19 protein-coding genes and 1 pseudogene are annotated in these 17468 nt (G+C 56.6%); 12 read left to right on the forward strand and 8 right to left on the reverse strand.

What is annotated here, in order from left to right:
• Positions 1-82: 82 nt before the first annotated feature.
• Positions 83-490, forward strand: coding sequence for a lactoylglutathione lyase (gene gloA, locus ACQ4V8_RS07430; protein WP_010401713.1), 408 nt, complete (start codon positions 83-85; stop codon positions 488-490).
• 138 nt (positions 491-628) lie between these two features.
• Here gloA and ACQ4V8_RS07435 read toward each other — a convergent pair whose 3' ends face one another.
• The 4 genes from ACQ4V8_RS07435 to ACQ4V8_RS07450 all read right to left on the reverse strand — a co-directional run bounded on the left by ACQ4V8_RS07435 (position 629) and on the right by ACQ4V8_RS07450 (position 3919).
• Positions 629-1969: a TolC family outer membrane protein gene (locus ACQ4V8_RS07435; RefSeq protein ID WP_436571152.1), complete on the reverse strand. Its 1341-nt coding sequence runs from the start codon at positions 1967-1969 to the stop codon at positions 629-631.
• A gap of 141 nt (positions 1970-2110) precedes the next feature.
• Positions 2111-2434 carry a rhodanese-like domain-containing protein gene (locus ACQ4V8_RS07440; RefSeq protein ID WP_010401715.1) on the reverse strand — a complete coding sequence of 108 codons (324 nt, stop codon included), beginning with the start codon at positions 2432-2434 and terminating at the stop codon, positions 2111-2113.
• 13 nt (positions 2435-2447) lie between these two features.
• The gene (locus tag ACQ4V8_RS07445; protein ID WP_010401717.1) at positions 2448-3098 is read right to left on the reverse strand and encodes a protein-L-isoaspartate O-methyltransferase family protein; all 651 of its coding nucleotides are present in this window, start codon (positions 3096-3098) and stop codon (positions 2448-2450) included.
• Between the two features lie 170 nt (positions 3099-3268).
• Positions 3269-3919 (reverse strand): TetR/AcrR family transcriptional regulator, encoded by a 651-nt coding sequence (locus ACQ4V8_RS07450; protein ID WP_010401718.1) that lies wholly within the window; start codon positions 3917-3919, stop codon positions 3269-3271.
• Positions 3920-4273: 354 nt separating this feature from the next.
• On the opposite strand from ACQ4V8_RS07450, the gene ACQ4V8_RS07455 reads away from it, so the two are divergent.
• Together ACQ4V8_RS07455 and ACQ4V8_RS07460 are read left to right on the forward strand one after the other, a co-directional pair.
• The gene (locus tag ACQ4V8_RS07455) at positions 4274-4453 is read left to right on the forward strand and encodes a hypothetical protein (protein ID WP_436571153.1); all 180 of its coding nucleotides are present in this window, start codon (positions 4274-4276) and stop codon (positions 4451-4453) included.
• Between the two features lie 70 nt (positions 4454-4523).
• On the forward strand, positions 4524-4796 hold the full coding sequence (locus ACQ4V8_RS07460) for a YkgJ family cysteine cluster protein (RefSeq protein ID WP_070346148.1): 273 nt from the start codon (positions 4524-4526) through the stop codon (positions 4794-4796).
• Positions 4797-4819: 23 nt separating this feature from the next.
• Here the strand turns inward: ACQ4V8_RS07460 and ACQ4V8_RS07465 are convergent, their stop codons facing one another.
• Positions 4820-4987, reverse strand: coding sequence for a hypothetical protein (locus ACQ4V8_RS07465; RefSeq protein WP_436571154.1), 168 nt, complete (start codon positions 4985-4987; stop codon positions 4820-4822).
• A 175-nt stretch (positions 4988-5162) separates the two neighbouring features.
• On the opposite strand from ACQ4V8_RS07465, the gene ACQ4V8_RS07470 reads away from it, so the two are divergent.
• The 6 genes from ACQ4V8_RS07470 to ACQ4V8_RS07495 all read left to right on the forward strand — a co-directional run bounded on the left by ACQ4V8_RS07470 (position 5163) and on the right by ACQ4V8_RS07495 (position 12141).
• The gene (locus ACQ4V8_RS07470) at positions 5163-5453 is read left to right on the forward strand and encodes a hypothetical protein (protein WP_436571155.1); all 291 of its coding nucleotides are present in this window, start codon (positions 5163-5165) and stop codon (positions 5451-5453) included.
• Between the two features lie 42 nt (positions 5454-5495).
• Entirely contained in the window at positions 5496-6644 is a 1149-nt protein-coding gene (locus ACQ4V8_RS07475) for an MFS transporter (RefSeq protein WP_010401721.1), read from the forward strand.
• A gap of 168 nt (positions 6645-6812) precedes the next feature.
• On the forward strand, positions 6813-7658 hold the full coding sequence (locus ACQ4V8_RS07480; protein WP_010401722.1) for an undecaprenyl-diphosphate phosphatase: 846 nt from the start codon (positions 6813-6815) through the stop codon (positions 7656-7658).
• Positions 7659-7664: 6 nt separating this feature from the next.
• Complete coding sequence (gene recQ, locus ACQ4V8_RS07485; RefSeq protein ID WP_010401723.1) at positions 7665-9488, forward strand: DNA helicase RecQ; 1824 nt, start codon at positions 7665-7667, stop codon at positions 9486-9488.
• Positions 9489-9724: 236 nt separating this feature from the next.
• A complete protein-coding gene (locus ACQ4V8_RS07490) occupies positions 9725-10705 on the forward strand; it encodes a LysR family transcriptional regulator (protein ID WP_010401725.1) in 981 nt (326 codons plus the stop codon).
• 149 nt (positions 10706-10854) lie between these two features.
• Positions 10855-12141 (forward strand): Glu/Leu/Phe/Val family dehydrogenase, encoded by a 1287-nt coding sequence (locus tag ACQ4V8_RS07495; RefSeq protein WP_010401726.1) that lies wholly within the window; start codon positions 10855-10857, stop codon positions 12139-12141.
• A 177-nt stretch (positions 12142-12318) separates the two neighbouring features.
• On the opposite strand, the gene galE is transcribed toward ACQ4V8_RS07495, so the two are convergent.
• Positions 12319-13338, reverse strand: coding sequence for a UDP-glucose 4-epimerase GalE (galE, locus tag ACQ4V8_RS07500; protein ID WP_436571156.1), 1020 nt, complete (start codon positions 13336-13338; stop codon positions 12319-12321).
• 149 nt (positions 13339-13487) lie between these two features.
• Complete coding sequence (trmB, locus tag ACQ4V8_RS07505; protein ID WP_010401728.1) at positions 13488-14168, reverse strand: tRNA (guanosine(46)-N7)-methyltransferase TrmB; 681 nt, start codon at positions 14166-14168, stop codon at positions 13488-13490.
• Positions 14169-14803: 635 nt separating this feature from the next.
• On the opposite strand from trmB, the gene ACQ4V8_RS07510 reads away from it, so the two are divergent.
• Genes ACQ4V8_RS07510 through ACQ4V8_RS07520 form a run of 3 tightly spaced genes read left to right on the forward strand, consistent with a single transcriptional unit; the run spans position 14804 to position 17350 of the window.
• A complete protein-coding gene (locus ACQ4V8_RS07510) occupies positions 14804-15850 on the forward strand; it encodes a DGQHR domain-containing protein (RefSeq protein WP_436571157.1) in 1047 nt (348 codons plus the stop codon).
• Complete coding sequence (locus ACQ4V8_RS07515; RefSeq protein ID WP_436571158.1) at positions 15840-16679, forward strand: hypothetical protein; 840 nt, start codon at positions 15840-15842, stop codon at positions 16677-16679. Before ACQ4V8_RS07510 ends, ACQ4V8_RS07515 begins: the two co-directional genes overlap by 11 nt.
• A gap of 56 nt (positions 16680-16735) precedes the next feature.
• A complete protein-coding gene (locus ACQ4V8_RS07520; RefSeq protein ID WP_436571159.1) occupies positions 16736-17350 on the forward strand; it encodes a hypothetical protein in 615 nt (204 codons plus the stop codon).
• On the opposite strand, the pseudogene ACQ4V8_RS07525 reads toward ACQ4V8_RS07520, so the two are convergent.
• A pseudogene (locus tag ACQ4V8_RS07525) lies at positions 17347-17468 on the reverse strand (IS481 family transposase); the annotation flags it as partial. The gene ACQ4V8_RS07520 and the pseudogene ACQ4V8_RS07525 overlap by 4 nt on opposite strands.

Genomic DNA, 17468 nt, shown 5'->3' on the forward strand with positions numbered 1-17468 from the left:
CCTTGACCGACGGGGTTTTACGCACAAATCTGATAAAACGCCTAAAATCCTGCCATTCCCCCATCATTTTCAAGGATTTAAGATGCGTATTTTGCACACCATGTTACGGGTCGGCGACCTGCAGCGCTCCATCGATTTCTACACCAAGGTCCTGGGCATGAAGCTGCTGCGCACCAGCGACAATCCGGAATACCAGTACACGCTCGCTTTCGTCGGCTATGGATCGAATCCCGACCACGCGGAACTGGAACTGACATATAACTATGGCACCACCAGCTACGAGCTGGGTACGGCGTATGGTCATATCGCCATCTCGGCCGACGACATCGTCGCCGCCTGCGACGCGGCGCGCGCCAATGGCGGCAACGTCACGCGCGAACCGGGCCCCGTGAAGGGCGGCAATACCGTCATCGCCTTCATCACCGACCCCGATGGCTACAAGATCGAATTGATCGAACGCAAGTTCGACGGCCAGGGCGGCGGCCTGTAAAACATCAGCCCCGGCCCTGTGCAAGTGGCGCCGTGTGAGCACAGCGCCAGAATCGACAGTGAGTGCGCCCTGCCGGGCGCACCGAAAAAAAACCAGCGCCGTTGCCGGTGCTGGTCTTCATTTGCAACAATTCCGCGCTTACTTGTCGAGCAAGGCATTGACGGGCATCAAATCCGTTTCCTTCAAGGTGCCGGCAGCGGCCTTCAGGCGCAAGCCATTCATGATGGTGTCGTAACGTGCTTTCGACAGGTCTTTTTGCGTCGAGAACAATTGTTTCTGCGCATTCAAAACATCGATATTGATGCGTACGCCCACTTGATAGCCGAGCTGGTTCGACTCCAGCGCCGACTTGCTCGACACCTCCGCCGCTTCCAGCGCTTTTACCTGGGCCAGGCCGCTGTTGACGCCCAGGAAAGCCTGGCGCGCGCCTTGCGAGGCCGTGCGGCGCGCCGTTTCCAGATCGTTGCGGGCCTTGTTTTCCAGCGCAATCGATTCGCGCACCTTGCTGGTGACGGCAAAGCCGCTGAAGATGGGGATGCTCCACTGCACGCCGATGGCATTGTTATTGTTGCCATTGCCGTTGCCACCACCGGAAGTGTAGCTATGGCCCGTGTTGGCGATCAAGTCCAGGGTCGGGTAATGGCCGGCGCGGTTGCGGCCGATGTCGCGCTTGGCCGACTCCACGTTGAACTGGGCCGTGACGACACCATAGTTCTGTTCTTCCGCCGAGTTCACCCATGGCTCGATGGCGGCCGGTTCCGGCGCGCTGATGAGCACACCCGTGCGCATGGGCGCCAAATTCGTTGGCGCTTCACCAATGATGGTTTGCAAGGCGCTGCGTTTGTTGGCCAGGTCATTGATGGCGGCAAACTCCTGCGCCACCACCAAGTCGTAGGCTGCTTGCGCTTCGTGCGTATCGGTAATCGTTTGCGTGCCGACCTCGAAATTGCGCTTGGCCGATGCCAGCTGCTCCGTCGTGGCGACTTTTTGCGCACGCGTAGCGCCCAGGTTATCCTGCGCGCTCAGCACGTCAAAATACGCCTGCGCCACGCGGGTGATCAGGTCTTGCTGCACTTGTGCAAATTGCGCTTCGGCAATCGCCTGCACCAGTTTGCTTTGCTGATAGGTTTCCCAACGATCCCAGCGGAACAACGGCTGCGCCAGGGTCAGGTTGTAGCTGTTCGTGCGCACGTTCACGGATGGCGAAGTGATCTTGTTACCGCCATTGTTCTGGATGATTTGCTCCTGATTGCCGCGCGTATTGCTACCCGAGGCGGAGATTTGCGGCAACAAACCTGCCATCGCCTGCGGCACCCGCTCCATCCCGGCCGACAGCGCAGCGCGCGCGCTGGCGTATTGCGCGTCATTGGCCAGCGCCTGCTGGTATACCTGGATAAGATCGGCCGCCTGCGCTTGCAGCGAGCATGTCATCGAGACAAAGGCGCTGGTCATCAGCACGGCGATAAGGGGTTTCCGCATTGCATTTCTCCGTTGGAGTCGTCAAAAGTTGATGGAATCAAAAATCTGCTACCGCCTGCCCTGCGCCCGCCGGATAAGCGGGGTACAGGCGTCCGCAGGCATGCAGGAAAACATGCCTGGGTGCATCTACTGCAAAAGAACTTAGTATTGGGCCATAGCGCTATCGACTTGCAGCGCCCAGGCATGCACGCCGCCCGTCAAATTACTGATCTTGCTAAAACCATTGCGCTCCAGGAAGGCCGCCACTTGCATGCTGCGCATACCGTGATGACAGATGCAGACGATCTCGGCGTCTTCATCGAGGTCATCGATGCGGGCAGGAATCGAGTTCATCGGCATCAGGGTGGCACCATCGAGGTGGCACAGATCGAACTCCGACTGTTCGCGTACGTCGAGTAAAAACGGGCGCGGGCGGGAAGGGTCAGCCAGCCAGGCGGCCAGCTGCGGTGCACTCAAATGCTCCATCGAATCGGTCGCCTCAGAACTGGAAATGCGACGGTGCCACGGCTTGCAGCGGCGTGACATTGGTTTCAAACAGCTTGCGCGTGTCGTATGCCTTGTCCGAGCTGCGCGTGATCAGATGCGCCGACATGATCGGCGCTTCGCCGATGATGGCCAGGATGCGGCCGCCGACTTTCACTTGTTGCAACATCGCTTCCGGCAGCACGGCCAGGGCGCCGGAAACGACGATCACGTCATACGGTGCACCCTTGCTCCAGCCCTGGGCGCCGTCGCCCAGTTCCACGGTCACGTTCGTCACACCGTTGGCGGCCAGGTTCTGCTCGGCCAAGGTTTTCAATTGGGGAACGATTTCCACGCTCGTCACATGACGTGCCTTGTGCGCCAGCAAAGCAGCCATGTAGCCGCTGCCGGTACCAATTTCCAGCACATTTTCATGCTTCTTGACGGCTACGTCTTGCAAAATGCGCGCTTCCAACTTTGGTGTGAGCATGTATTCGCCGCCACCCAGTGGAATGTCGGTATCGACAAAGGCCAAGTTTTTATAAGCGACCGGCACGAAATCTTCACGCTTGACCACATTCAACAGCTCCAGCACGTCGATATCCAGTACGTCCCAAGGACGGATCTGCTGTTCGATCATATTGAAGCGGGCTTGTTCGATATTCATCTTTGGACTCGGTAAGTGAAGTAATAATCCGCCATTTTATCGTTGAACTGGCTGAAAGCACATGTTAACCATAAAGATGGGGAATGGAGGGAATTTGCGACGATCTGCAGATTTGAGGGGACGAACCTTGGAAAAAGGGCAACTGAGCGGTAGTCCCCAGGCGACGCACATCAGCTTTTCCCGGGCGCTGCCACCTGTAGGCTGCGCAAGCTCATGTCGATAAAGGCATCCATGTAGGCGAGCGGATCAATATTCTTGACCTCGCATGGCAGGAAGGAATGCGTCCACATCATCAGCATCGTGACGGGCGCGCTGAGAATGGTGCTGACCAGCACGGGATCGACCTGGCGAAATTCGCCGCGCTGCATGCCCCGTTCCAGCAGGCTGACGATCAATCCATTGCCGCGCGTGACGACTTCTTCGTTGTAAAACTGCGCCAGTTCCGGAAAATTATTTGCTTCGGCCAGCATCAGCTTGGTCAAGCCCGCCAGTTTGGTGGCGCCGAACTCTTCCCACCACTGCATCATCACCTTGCGCAACAACTCGGCGCTGCTGCTATCCGAGGCGGCCATATTGTCTTCCGCCTCGCCGATCGACTGCACGATATTGTCGCGCACCACAGCCTTGAACAGCTCTTGTTTATTCTCAAAGTACAGATACAGCGTGCCTTTCGACACGCCAGCCCGCTTGGCCACATCCTCCAGGCGCGTCGATGCAAACCCCCGTTCGACAAACAGGTCGAGCGCGGCGGCGAGCAACTCCTGCGGGCGGGCATCCTTGCGCCGCTCCCAGCGGGGCTTGGTATCAATCGGGGCTTGCATGTATCTATCCAAGTAACTTACTTTTGAGTCATTAATAGTAGGCCTGTCTACCGCCAAGGTCAAGCGCAGCCAGTTAGGCAGCCAAGCAAGCAGGAAGGCAGGTGCATCCTGCTGCCAGGCGAAGAACGCAGAAGTGGACCGGCACGTGACATATGAGTGGCAACTCGCCTGCCGGCTGCCGTGCACACGCGCCATTGTAACGCGTCGCAGTTGCCACACGCCCATCGGCCGGGAGTGCCTGGGGCTGTCGCCTGCCTCCGGGAGACGCAATCCCATCTCAATGGCGCAACGCTGCCAGCGGCAAGGCTCACGCCGGCGATGGCGGGCAGGCAAACCATGGTGCAGTAAGCGTCAATGCACAGCGCATCTGGCGCACGTGGACGCTTCGATGTGCGCAACAACGATGCGGGCAGCAGTAGTAGCAGTAGCAGTAGCAGTAGCAGCGCCAGCGCCAGCGGTTCCGGCAGCATGACCATACACGGCGATCCTGCCCGCCGCACCCTGTCGGGCAAGCGCATCAGCATCGTGCCCTAATGCGGCCCAGGCAACGCATGGGGGCCGGCTTGCTATACTGTCGGCTCCTCACCCGCTCGTCTGAAATCCCATGTCACCATCTGCCACCCTGGCATGCCGTCCATCCTGCGGCGCCTGCTGCACCGCACCGTCCATCACCAGCCCGATTCCCGGCATGCCGAATGGCAAGCCTGCGGGCGTGCGCTGCGTGCAGCTGGCCGATGACAACCGCTGCAAGATCTTCGGCCGGCCAGAGCGGCCTGCCTTTTGCGGCGGCTTGCAGCCGTCCGAAGAAATGTGCGGCAGCAACCGTGAACATGCCATCAGCTGGCTGGCAGAGCTGGAGCGACTGACGGCGCCCTGAACGCCGGCGCCAGCCCTCTCCCTTTAGCGCTCATCTTCGAGAGCTGCCGACGCTTCTTCCGCGTCGCGCAGGCGCTTGTACTCCAGCAGCATGGCAAGACCCAGATAGATCAGCAGCAGGAACAGGGAATCGCGCGCATCGCGCCAGCCCAGCGTCGCGCAGCGCATCAAGTGCATGATATTAAAAAACAATACCGCTCCCAGAATCCCCCATCCATGGCGACGCATGGCACGGCCCAGCAGGGTAGGAAGCAACGATGTAGATGAGGGCATGATGTCCCTTTTTCATTCTATTTTTTTCAACACTAGCAGAAATTATGTCTTTCCGGCAATGTTTTCCTGGACCATACATCCAGCTTGACTCCAATTGTACGCTTACGTATATTCGTGCACATTCCTGCGCGTTTGCCGGATATGGCGGCGCCCTGGCGCTGCGCAACGTCGAACGCATGCATCCACGGCCTGTCATGATGGCGAAGCCGGCTTCAGGCGCAGCATCGCCGTCGCCGGCACCAGCGCCAAGCTGGGTACGGCCGTGCCTTTCGGCGTGCTGACCACAGACATGCTGCAGCATCTGGTGCTGGAAGCCGATGCCGACGCGGCCCACATTGCCGCCTCTGAACGGCAGGGCCTGCAACTACTGCACGCCCGCGCCTGATGTTATCCACCCCGCATATTGAAGAGTCTGAAGAGTCTAGCCATGCATCCCACCGGCCCCCTGCAGCAACGCGCCACGCGCCTGGTCTTCTTCGCCGCTGGCCTTGGCATGGCCGCCTGGGCACCGCTGGTGCCCTACGCCAAGTCGCGCCTGGGGCTCGACGAAGCCAGCCTCGGCATCTTGCTGCTGTGCCTGGGTGCCGGCTCGCTGTGCGCGATGCCGTGTACGGGCATGCTTGCGGCCCGCTTCGGCTGCAGCAAGGTCATCCTTGGCGCCGGCCTGCTGTTGATCGCCATCCTGCCCGGCCTGGCGCTGGCTGCCACGCCGCTGCAACTGGGCCTGGTGCTACTGGTATTCGGTGCGGCCATGGGCACCTTCGACGTGGCCATCAACATCCAGGCCGTGATCATCGAAAAGGCCAACGGTGGCGCCATGATGTCGGGCTTTCATGCGCTGTTCAGCGTGGGCGGCTTCGCCGGCGCGGCCTGCATGGCCCTGCTGCTGTGGCTGGGCCTGACACCGGCCTGGTCCTGCGTGGTGGTGATGCTGCTGCTATGCGCCGTGCTGGGCGCGGCGCAAGCCCATCTGCTGCCGACGGCGTCCGCCTCGGGCGAAAAGACGCCGCTGTTCGTCATGCCGCACGGCGCCGTCATTGTCATCGGCTTGCTGTGCTTTATCGTCTTCCTGGCCGAAGGCGCGATTCTCGACTGGAGCGCCCTGTTCCTCACCACCACGCGCGGCGTGGAGGAAGCAAAGGGCGGCCTCGGCTACGCCGCCTTCGCCATCGCCATGACGGTGGGCCGCTTCACCGGTGACAAGGTGGTCAGCCGCTTTGGCGGAAAGCGGGTGCTTACTGTTGGCGGGCTGTGCGCGGCGGCCGGCTTCTTCCTCACCGTATTGGCACCGCATGCCAGCCTGGCCATGGCCGGCTTCGTCCTGATCGGCCTGGGAGCGGCGAACATCGTGCCCATCCTGTTCACGGCCGCTGGCAAGCAGCGTGCCATGCCGGCCAGCTTGGCGGTGGCGGCCATCACCACCATCGGCTATGCCGGCATCCTGGCCGGTCCCGCCGTCATCGGCTTCGTGGCCCACGCCACCAGCCTCAATCTCGCCTTCGCCATGCTGGGCGCCGCGCTGCTGCTGGTGGCAGCCAGCGCGCGCCTGGTGGCACCGGCAAAACAGCGATCCTGATCACGCCTTCTGCCTGGCGGGCGGCGCTAAAAAAGCGCCGCCCGCCAGCGCCCAAATAAGATCGGCAAGCCTGTGTCGTGGTAAGCTTCGACCCCGCGCACATTGCTGGCGCCACGCGCTTCTCCCATCCTGTCACTTATACCCGTACTTATACCCTTTTATACATCTATGGATCTCATTCTTGCGTTAAAAGCCATCATCATGGGGCTGGTTGAAGGTTTTACCGAATTTTTGCCAATTTCGTCCACGGGGCATTTGATCCTGGCCGGCAGCCTGCTCGACTTTACCCAAGATGTCTCCAAAGAAGTCATGGATGTATTCGAGATCGCCATCCAGGCCGGCGCCATCCTGGCCGTCTGCTGGGAATACCGCCAGCGCATCGGCAGCGTGCTGTCCACCTTCAGCACCGAGGTCAAATCGCGCAAGTTCGTATTGAACGTGGCCATCGCCTTCATCCCGCTGGCCGTTATCGGCTTAGGCGTAGGCAAGATGATCAAGCATGCGCTGTTCAAGCCCGTGCCCGTGGCCATGGCCTTCATCATCGGCGGCATCATCATCTTGCTCGTCGAGCGCCGCGCACGCACCAATCCCGTCACCGTGCGCGTCAATTCGGTCGATGAAATGACGCCGCTCGACGCCTTGAAAGTGGGCTGCGCGCAGGCGTTTGCGCTGATTCCCGGCACCAGCCGTTCCGGCTCGACCATCATCGGCGGCATGCTGCTGGGTCTGTCGCGCAAGACGGCCACCGAATTTTCGTTCTTCCTGGCCATCCCCACCCTGCTGGCCGCCACCGCCTATTCTCTGTACAAAGCGCGCGACATCCTGTCGGCCAACGACGTGCCCCTGTTCGGCCTGGGCACCGTGGCCGCCTTCATTTCCGCCTTCCTGTGCGTGCGCTGGCTGCTGCGTTACATCAGCTCGCACGACTTCACGTTTTTTGCCTGGTACCGCATTGTGTTTGGCTTGCTGGTCCTGGCCAGCGCCCACTACGGCTGGGTTGTTTGGGCAGCATAAGGCACTATGAATCAAGATCTTAACCAGCGCGCGCTACACCTGCTGCAAACCGTTTTTGGCTATCCGGCCTTCCGCGGCCATCAGGCCGACATCGTCGACCATGTCAGCCATGGCGGCGACGCGCTGGTGCTGATGCCCACGGGCGGCGGCAAGTCGCTGTGCTATCAAATTCCCGCACTGCTGCGCGATGGCGTGGGCGTCGTCGTCTCGCCGCTGATCGCGCTGATGCAGGACCAGGTGGACGCGCTGGAGGAAGTGGGCGTGCGCGCCGCCTTCCTCAATTCCACGCAAACGTACGAAGAAGCGAGCCGCATCGAGCGCCTGGTGCGCACGGGCGGGATCGACGTCGTCTACGTGGCGCCCGAGCGCCTGATGACGCAGCGTTGCCTGGACCTGTTCCAGGCCTCGAAGATTTCCCTGTTCGCTATCGACGAGGCGCATTGCGTGGCTCAGTGGGGGCACGACTTCCGCCCCGAATATATCAAGCTATCGGTGCTGCACGAGCAATTCCCTGACGTGCCGCGCATCGCGCTCACTGCCACGGCCGACCCGCAGACGCGCGCCGAAATCGCCCTGCGTTTGCAACTGGAAGACGCGCGCCAGTTCGTCTCGTCCTTCGACCGTCCGAACATCCGCTACCAGATCGTGGAAAAGGCGAATGGCCGCAAGCAGCTGCTCGACTTCATCAACACCGAGCACACGGGCGACTGCGGCATCGTCTACTGCCTGTCGCGCAAAAAAGTGGAAGAGACGGCGGAATTCCTGAACCAGAGCGGCATCCGCGCCCTGCCCTATCACGCCGGCATGGAGTACGCCAAGCGCAGCGCCAACCAGGCGCGCTTCCTGCGCGAGGAAAATATCGTCATGGTCGCCACCATCGCCTTCGGCATGGGCATCGACAAGCCCGACGTGCGCTTCGTCGCGCATCTGGATCTGCCGAAAAGCATCGAGGGCTATTACCAGGAAACGGGTCGCGCAGGCCGCGACGGCATGGCCGCCAATGCCTGGATGGCGTATGGCTTGCAAGACGTGGTGCTGCAGCGGCGCATGATCGACGAATCGGAAGCGGACGATACTTTCAAGCGCGTGCTGGGCGTCAAACTCGACGCCATGCTGGGTCTGTGCGAAACGCTGAGCTGCCGCCGCATGCGCTTGCTCGAATACTTCGGCGAACCGGCTTCGCCGTGCGGCAATTGCGACACCTGCCTGGTACCGCCCGTGTCATTCGACGGCACGGTGCCCGTACAAAAACTGCTGTCAGCCATCTATCGCGTCGACCAGCGCTTCGCTGGCGGCCATGTGATCGACGTGCTGCGCGGCATGGAATCGGAACGCATCAAGACCTGGCACCACGACGCACTATCCGTGTTCGGCATCGGCTCGGACCTGGGCGAAGCGGAATGGAAATCGATACTGCGCCAGGCCATCGCGCTGGGCCTGGTGGCGGTTGACCACGAACAATACAGCTCGCTGAAACTGACGGATGCCTCGCGCCCCGTGCTCAAGGGTGGCCAGAAAGTGCAGCTGCGCCAGTACCAGAAACCGGTAAAAACCAGCAAGCGCAGCACCAGCGTGGCGAAAGGCTATGTCGAGATGGACCTGTCCACCAGCGAGCAGGCGATTTTCGACAAGCTGCGCTGGTGGCGCGTGGAGACGGCGCGCACGCACAATGTGCCCGCCTACGTGATTTTCGTCGACGCCACCCTGCGCGAAATCGCCAAGGCCAAGCCTACCTCGCTGGAGCAGATGCGCGGCGTAAGCGGCGTGGGCGAGAAAAAACTCGCCTCCTACGGCGACGAAATCGTCGCCATGATCCTGGAAATGATGTGATGCAAGCGCTGTCGTCCGACCTGAGCTATCAGGCCGTGAAGACCTGCGGCCGATCGCAATTCCTTGCTGTCGGCCATCGGCCAGGCCCTGAACGCGGACGGCTCGCCCGACGGCACAAGGCTGGCTCCGCCGTCCTTCTTCGACCTGCCCGCCGCGCTGTACCAGCCGGCGGCATCACCCGATACGCACTGACCACTGCACCTTGCCCCTGCCCTTGATAACGGAACGCTGCCGCGATGGAAACCAAATGGCTGGAAGACTTCATTTCGCTCGCTGAAACGCATAATTTCAGCCGTTCTGCGGCCCTGCGCCACGTCACCCAGCCGGCCTTCTCGCGGCGCATCCAATCGCTGGAAAACTGGCTCGGCATCGACCTCGTTGACCGCACGTCCTACCCCACGCGCCTGACGCCGGCCGGCGCCGTGTTTTACGAGCAGGCGCTGGAAATGCTGGGACAAATCAACGGCGTGCGCGCGCTGTTGCGCGGCAAGCGCACAGCGGCGCAAACGAGCGTCGATTTCGCCGTGCCGCACACCTTGTCGCTGACCTTTATGCCGAAGTGGCTGACGGTGCTGGAGCAGGGCTTTGCGCCGATCAACAGCCGTTTGATGGCGCTCAACGTGCATGACGCCGTGCTGCAATTGGTCGATGGCGGCTGTGACCTGCTGCTGTGTTACCACCACCCGCGCCAGCCGGTGCAGCTCGATCCGGGCCGCTACGACATGCTGGTGATGGGCCGCGAAACCCTGCGTGCCTATGCGCGCTGCGGCCAGGACAAGGTGCCCGATTTCGTCCTGCCCGGCAGCGCCAAAGAACCGCTGCCCTTCCTCTCCTACACCAGCAATGCCTACCTGGGACGCATGGTGGAACTGCTGGTGGCCGACGCCAAGGCTCCCCTGTTCCTCGAAACCTGCTACGAAACGGACATGGCCGAAGGCTTGAAGATGATGGCACTGGAGGGGCGCGGCATCGCCTTCCTGCCCGAATCGGCCGTCATGCGCGACGTCAAATACAAGCATCTGGCGCGCGCCGACGGCGGTGCGCCAGGCTGGGAAATCGAGCTGGAAATCCGTTTGTACCGCGAGCGCCCGTCCAGCCAGCGCCCCGGCAAACCCATCGTCGAAAGCCTGTGGCAATACCTGGTGCAGGCGCAGGAAAACGCTGCACGCGGCGGAAAAAAGCGCCGTCGTGCAAGCTTCATCACACTTCCATCCTAAGCTCCAATCTATGCAATAAATGCATAACCGGATGCGCACAAAGCATTGGCCCGGGCATGAGGCTATCGCCTACGATGCGGTTCCGCTGCGCGCAGCTGCATCTCGGCTGCGCCTCTAACGTATTCGTATTGTCCAGGAGCTTATCAAGCATGACCAGCAAGCACGCACTTCCTTCCTACCTCAATCCTGAAGACCTGGGCCCATGGGGCGTCTACCTCGAGCAGATCGAGCGCGTTACGCCGTACCTGGGCAACCTGTCGCGCTGGGTGGAAACGCTGAAGCGTCCAAAGCGCATCCTGACGGTCGACGTGCCTATCGAGCGCGATGACGGCACCATTGCCCACTACGAAGGCTACCGCGTGCAGCACAACCTGTCGCGCGGCCCGGGCAAGGGCGGCGTGCGCTTCCACCAGGACGTGACCCTGTCGGAAGTGATGGCCCTGTCGGCCTGGATGACGGTCAAGAATGCCGCAGTCAACGTGCCATACGGCGGCGCCAAGGGCGGTATCCGTGTCGATCCGAAGACCCTGTCGCGCAACGAACTGCAACGCCTGACCCGCCGCTACACGAGCGAAATCAGCATGATCATCGGACCTAACAAGGATATCCCGGCACCGGACGTCAACACGAATGAACAAGTCATGGCGTGGATGATGGACAGCTACGCCATGATCGGCGGCAATATGTCGACCGGCGTGGTGACGGGCAAGCCAATCTCGCTGGGCGGCAGCCTGGGTCGCCGCGATGCGACCGGCCGTGGCGTGTTCGTTGTCGGTTGCGATGCAGCCGCCAAGGTCGGCATGTCGCTCGAAGGCGCGAAAGTTATCGTGCAAGGTTTCGGCAACGTGGGCGGCGTCGCTGCCCGCATGTTCGCGGAAGCCGGCTCGAAAGTCGTTGCCGTACAAGACCACAAGACCACCGTGGTGCATGCGGGCGGCTTGAACATCCCGCAATTGCTGGCACACGTGGCAGAAGTGGGCAGCGTCGAAGGCTTCCCGGGCGCCGAAGCATTCGTGCCGCGCGAAGATTTCTGGGGCATCGATTGCGACATCCTGATTCCAGCCGCACTGGAACAGCAGATCACGGCCGAACGCGCACAAGTCATCCGCGCCAAGATCATCCTGGAAGGCGCCAATGGCCCTACCCTGCCGGCAGCGGACGATATCCTGACCGACCGCGGCGTATTGATCGTGCCGGACGTGCTGGCCAACGCCGGCGGCGTGACCGTCAGCTACTTCGAGTGGGCGCAGAACTTCTCGAGCTTCTTCTGGACCGAAGAAGAAATCAACAGCCGCCTGACGCGCATCATGCGTGAAGCATTCGACGCCGTATGGCAAGTGTCGCAAGAGAAGAAAGTGTCGATGCGTACCGCCACCTTCATCCTGGCGTGCACGCGCGTGCTGCAGGCTCGCGAAGTACGCGGCCTCTACCCTTAATGGCTGCCTGAGAAAATGCCTGGGGCGTTGTTGCTTCGCCTCGCCGTACTAGCGTACTGTCTTCGGCTTTGCGCCTAGCCCCAGACATTTTTCAGGCGCCATTGGGTTGCAGGCGCTCTAAAAAAATCCCGCCACACTTGCGTGTGAGCGGGATTTTTTATGCGCGTCGAATTTGCGTCAGGCTGAATAACCTTGCGGGTTCTGGTGCTGCCAGCGCCAGTGGTCGGTACACATGTCGTCGATGTTTTTCTGCGCTTGCCAGCCCAGCAATTGCTGCGCCTTGTCGGCCGAGGCGTAGCAGCTGGCGATGTCGCCGGGGCGGCGCGGCACGATGTGGTATGGCACGGTGCGGCCGCTGGCGGCCTCGAACGCACGCACGGTATCGAGCACGCTGTAGCCGTGGCCCGTGCCGAGGTTGACGGTAAAGCCGCCTTCGGTGGAAAACAGGCGGTTCAACGCCGCCACATGGCCCAGCGCCAGGTCGACCACGTGGATGTAGTCGCGCACGCCCGTGCCATCCGGCGTGTCGTAGTCGTTGCCAAAGACGGCCAGACGCTCGCGGCGGCCGACGGCCACCTGGGCGATAAAAGGCATCAGGTTGTTCGGAATGCCGGCCGGATCTTCACCGATCAAGCCGCTGGCATGCGCGCCGACCGGGTTGAAATAGCGCAACACTCCGACTTGCCATTGAGCATCGGCATGCACGAGATCGGCCAGAATTTGCTCGACCATCAGCTTCGAGCGGCCGTAGGGGTTGGTCACGGACAGGCGCGATGTTTCCAGGATAGGCAAGGCTTCAGGATCGCCATACACGGTGGCCGACGAGCTGAACACAAAACGCTTCACGTTCGCCGCCGCCAGCACTTCCAGCAATGCCACGGTGCCCGTCACATTATTGTCCATGTACATCAGCGGCTGGGCCACGGATTCGCCCACGGACTTCAGGCCCGCGAAATGGATCACCGCATCGATGGCATGCTCGCGCAAGATGCTGGCCATGGCCGTGCGATCACGCACGTCAGCTTCATAGAAAGGGATGCTTTTCCCGGAAATACGCTCCACGCGCGCCATTGCCTCGCGTGCGCTATTGCACAGATTATCCACCGCGACCACATCAAAGCCGGCAGCCAGCAATTCGACGCACGTATGCGAACCGATGAAACCGGATGCGCCGGTGACGAGTATTTTCTTGGTCATAATATCAATCAATGCAAAAAAGATCAGACTACCGCAATTCCCCCACCTTGCCTAGCCAGCGCACGCCAGCGCATCATGAAAAAAGCCTGCAGCGTCACCGCGGCAGGCTTGTTCTCGTGCCAACGGCACAGGTGGGCAAAGCACCAGGTTTATTTCTTGATGAACAGCAGATCCCACACGCCATGCCCCAGCTTCAAACCACGATTTTCAAACTTGGTCAGCGGACGATACGCCGGCTGCGGCGCATAAGCCTCGGCACTATTGCGCAACTGCGGCTCGGCGCTCAACACGTCCAGCATTTGCACCGCGTAATCTTCCCAATCCGTGGCGCAATGCAGATAGCCACCCGGCGCCAGGCGATCAGTCAATTGCTTGACGAACGGCGACTGTATCAGGCGACGCTTGTTGTGGCGCGCCTTATGCCATGGATCGGGGAAAAACACATGGATACCGGCCAACGAATTGACAGGAATCATGTGCGTCAGCACTTCCACGGCATCGTGCTGCAGCAAGCGCAGATTCGTCAGCGACTCTTCGCCGATCAGTTTCAACAGACTGCCGACGCCGGGCGTATGCACTTCGACACCGATAAAATCCTTCTCCGGCATGGCTTTGGCGATATGCGCAGTCGTCGCCCCCATGCCAAAACCGATTTCCAGGATAACCGGCGCCTTGCGGCCGAACACTTGCTCGAAGTCAGTCGGCTCCTTGGCGAAGGGCAACAGGAACTGCGGCCCCAAGGTCTCAAGCGCGCGCGCCTGCGCAACAGACAGCCGTCCCGCGCGGGTCACGAAGCTGCGGATGCGGTGTTCGGTCGGATCGTACATCATCGGCCGCGCCGGGCCGTTTGCTGGGGTATCAGAAGACATGGGAATGGGGAAATAAGTAGCCGCGCCGCTTAAAACCAGGCGCCAGCGAAAAATGGAGCGGGTGAAGGGAATCGAACCCTCGTCGTAAGCTTGGGAAGCTCGACAAGGAACTCAACAACCATGCGGGCTTGCGGCCCGTTTCTGCTCCGCAAAAGTGACATTATAGCAGTCGCTCAAGCCAGTGCCCATGTAGTGATTTTTGCAGTTGTGGAGCGGCATTGTCCTCGTGTAGAAATCCTATCTATCCTATCAGGGGGCACCGAGACGATAGAAAAACTCAAGTGCCAGGGCAAGGTATCAGCCAGGAGTCAATTTAGTATCGGCTTACCATACAGCTCAACGGGCAATAGCAGCACACGTGAAGTGCAGAACCGAATTCATATAGCATCGAAAGTCTCAAGCGCATACGCTCACAGACGAAAATTTATGTACTTCTTATGCGGAAGTGTAAAATTTTCTCTCAAGTATGAGGAAAAAATTTACGGTTTTTTTGTAAAAAATATTGCTAATATCTTCACGACTAGCGGAGTCAAACATATAAATTTGTCTGGTATCATACAAAATATTTTTCTTCCATATCGAAAAAGGCGACCAAAATGGCACGTTCAAAAAAATACTCCTGCATCATTACAAAGTTTCAAGGCATCAGCGTCGCAACCTTTGCAATGAAAGTCAAGGATGCTGTTTTCATGCACTACGTTGCTGCTCGAGGCATAAGCGAGGAAGATGGTGCTGTACAGCGCCTTCTAGTGACTAGACGTGTGAATTCGATTCGCGATTTTGTTAAACAAGGTAATGGCTTCTTTAATACATTTATTTTAAATTGGACAGAAACCGAGTTCAAACCTGTTATTTTGCGATCTGTAAGAGAAATACACTTACCACTCGTTGCACAAGCAGCACAGGTTATTGATGGTCAACACAGACTTGCTGGCCTTGAACGTGCGATGGCTGAGGATCCAAGTATTGGTGACACTGAGATTTTAGTATCACTAACAATAAATTTGACAACGCCAGAAGCAGCAAAAATATTTCTTAACATTAATACCGAGCAAAAACCTGTACCTAAAAGTTTAATTTACGATTTATTTGGAGAAGTTGACACTGATCCAAACCACTTAATAAATCGAGCGAATGACATTGCTGCTGAACTCGATGAAAACAATGACTCACCATATTATTCTCTCATAAAATTCCCTGGCAAGGCATCAGGCGCCATTGACCTTTCAACAGTCGTATCATCATTAAAACCACATCTTCAACAAACTGGTACATTTGCAAAGCTAAATCTTAGCAGCTTACAATATCAAAAAATGGTTTTGATAAATTTCTTTACGGCAATAAAAAGCTTCTATGACAATCAAGGGCTTTGGGAAAATAAAGGGAAAAATCCATTCCTTAAGGCTGCTGGATTTACCGGCTCTGTAGATTTTTTAACTGATTCACTTCTTGCAAAATGCGCTGAATCAAAGAATTTTTCCGTCGAAAAAATGCGTGAATTTATTCGACTAGATAAATCTGGATTACTGACAATGGATGACGTTCGACAGCTCGATGGGAAAACTGCACGTCGCACAATTAAGGAACATCTTGAAGCTCATCTTCGTGGATTAACGCCTAACCAGGAAGAATATGAATTTTGAGCGTCTCTCCTTTCAATCTTGGTTTGAAGGACATGTGGGATGTACCGATTTGGACAAATGGGAAGATTTTCAAAAAAAAATAGAAGAAATTAATCTCGAAACGGAATTTTTAAAAGAGGCATTAATTGCATTAGACAGAGATGCGGCAAGTTTAATGCATAAATCCGTTCTTACTTTCGTTGGCGCTTACAATGATCTTTTATACGGACATAGATCCTGGGCAGTAGTAAAACTATATTACTCCTTATTTTATACCTTACGTTCAAGACTTTGCTCTCGTCGACACGGCATGATACGCAATAAATCATGGTTTCATTTTGATCTTAATTTTAAAAAATGTTCCGGAAAAAAATTATCATCAAAAAGATATAGAAATGATCATGAAAGCACATTGAATTTATATCAAGATATATTTGAAAAATCCGACACACTAATCAGTAATAAAATTGATGGGAAGCAACCTTTTTCTTGGATGATGGATCTGCGCAATGTTGCAAATTATAGATTGGCACGTTTTACTGACCCTGACTTCCCCTTTGAACTTCCTAATGATCAAGAAAATCTTAATTCAGACGCTCTTGAGAAATTATTAAATTCAATTATAAATGATCATGATCTAAAATTCCTATTTCAAGCTGAGTACGCATGGATAGGATTACCAGTACGTCAAATTATTGCGACATTTAATGATCTAACATCAAGAAATCAATATGTCGAATTGAATTTAGATCAGTACAATCACACCATAAAGTGCATATCCAATTTACCTGCAAGCTTCACACAGGCATTCGATCCGAAAAAGATTTTCATCTTAAATAATATTGAATAATCTAAAAATTTAAAACTTTTCTATTAAAGAAAAACACTGAAAAAAGGAAAATAAATTTGAGTGCGAGCATCATCAATGCGATATCTAGGTTCTTTCGATATTACAATGAACATTGTGTAAGTCCAAATGTTGATACATTATTCTCTTTACTTAACTCTGCTCATAGCTTAAATGATAAATTAAATTCAGAAATGAAAATCAACTTCTTTGATCTTTCTGAATTTGTGGCATTAAAAGCACTAAGAAACTTCTTTCACCACGAAGGAGAGCTTCATAGTGAAATAAGAATGATTAATTGTCAAGAGTTTCAGATATTTTCTGATCTTATGCATTTATGTTTAATAAGATCGGAAGTAGCAGAAAAGGTCATCGATGGATTGGATAAAAGGCGTCGAAAAATTGATGAAAATATCATCCGCAACCAATTTAAGTGGTATGGCAATGTAGTTGATATCAATCCAACTCTATTTAATTTTTCAGTGCACGTTTTTGAAACCGTAGAAAGTCTCGATCTCTTTATTGACGATGAGTGTTATGAAGAATTTTCAGAAAGTTACCAGATGGAAGAACATCAGGGTTTCGATCATTTTATAAAAGGTGAAATTAGATGCCAAATTGGAAATGCCAATACCGTTTTAGAAAATTTATTTAGTAACGTAAAGAATGGTTAGTTGTCCAGTCCCGTTTGATCATAAACGCGCTTGACGAATAGTTCCGGCTTCTTTTGCTGCCATTCTTTGAGCGCCTGGATGGGTGTTTTGGCACCGATGGCCCGTTGTGGAATGTGGT

Origin of the sequence: Janthinobacterium paucivorans, from assembly GCF_051380805.1 — a bacterium.
Lineage (GTDB): Bacteria > Pseudomonadota > Gammaproteobacteria > Burkholderiales > Burkholderiaceae_D > Janthinobacterium > Janthinobacterium lividum_D.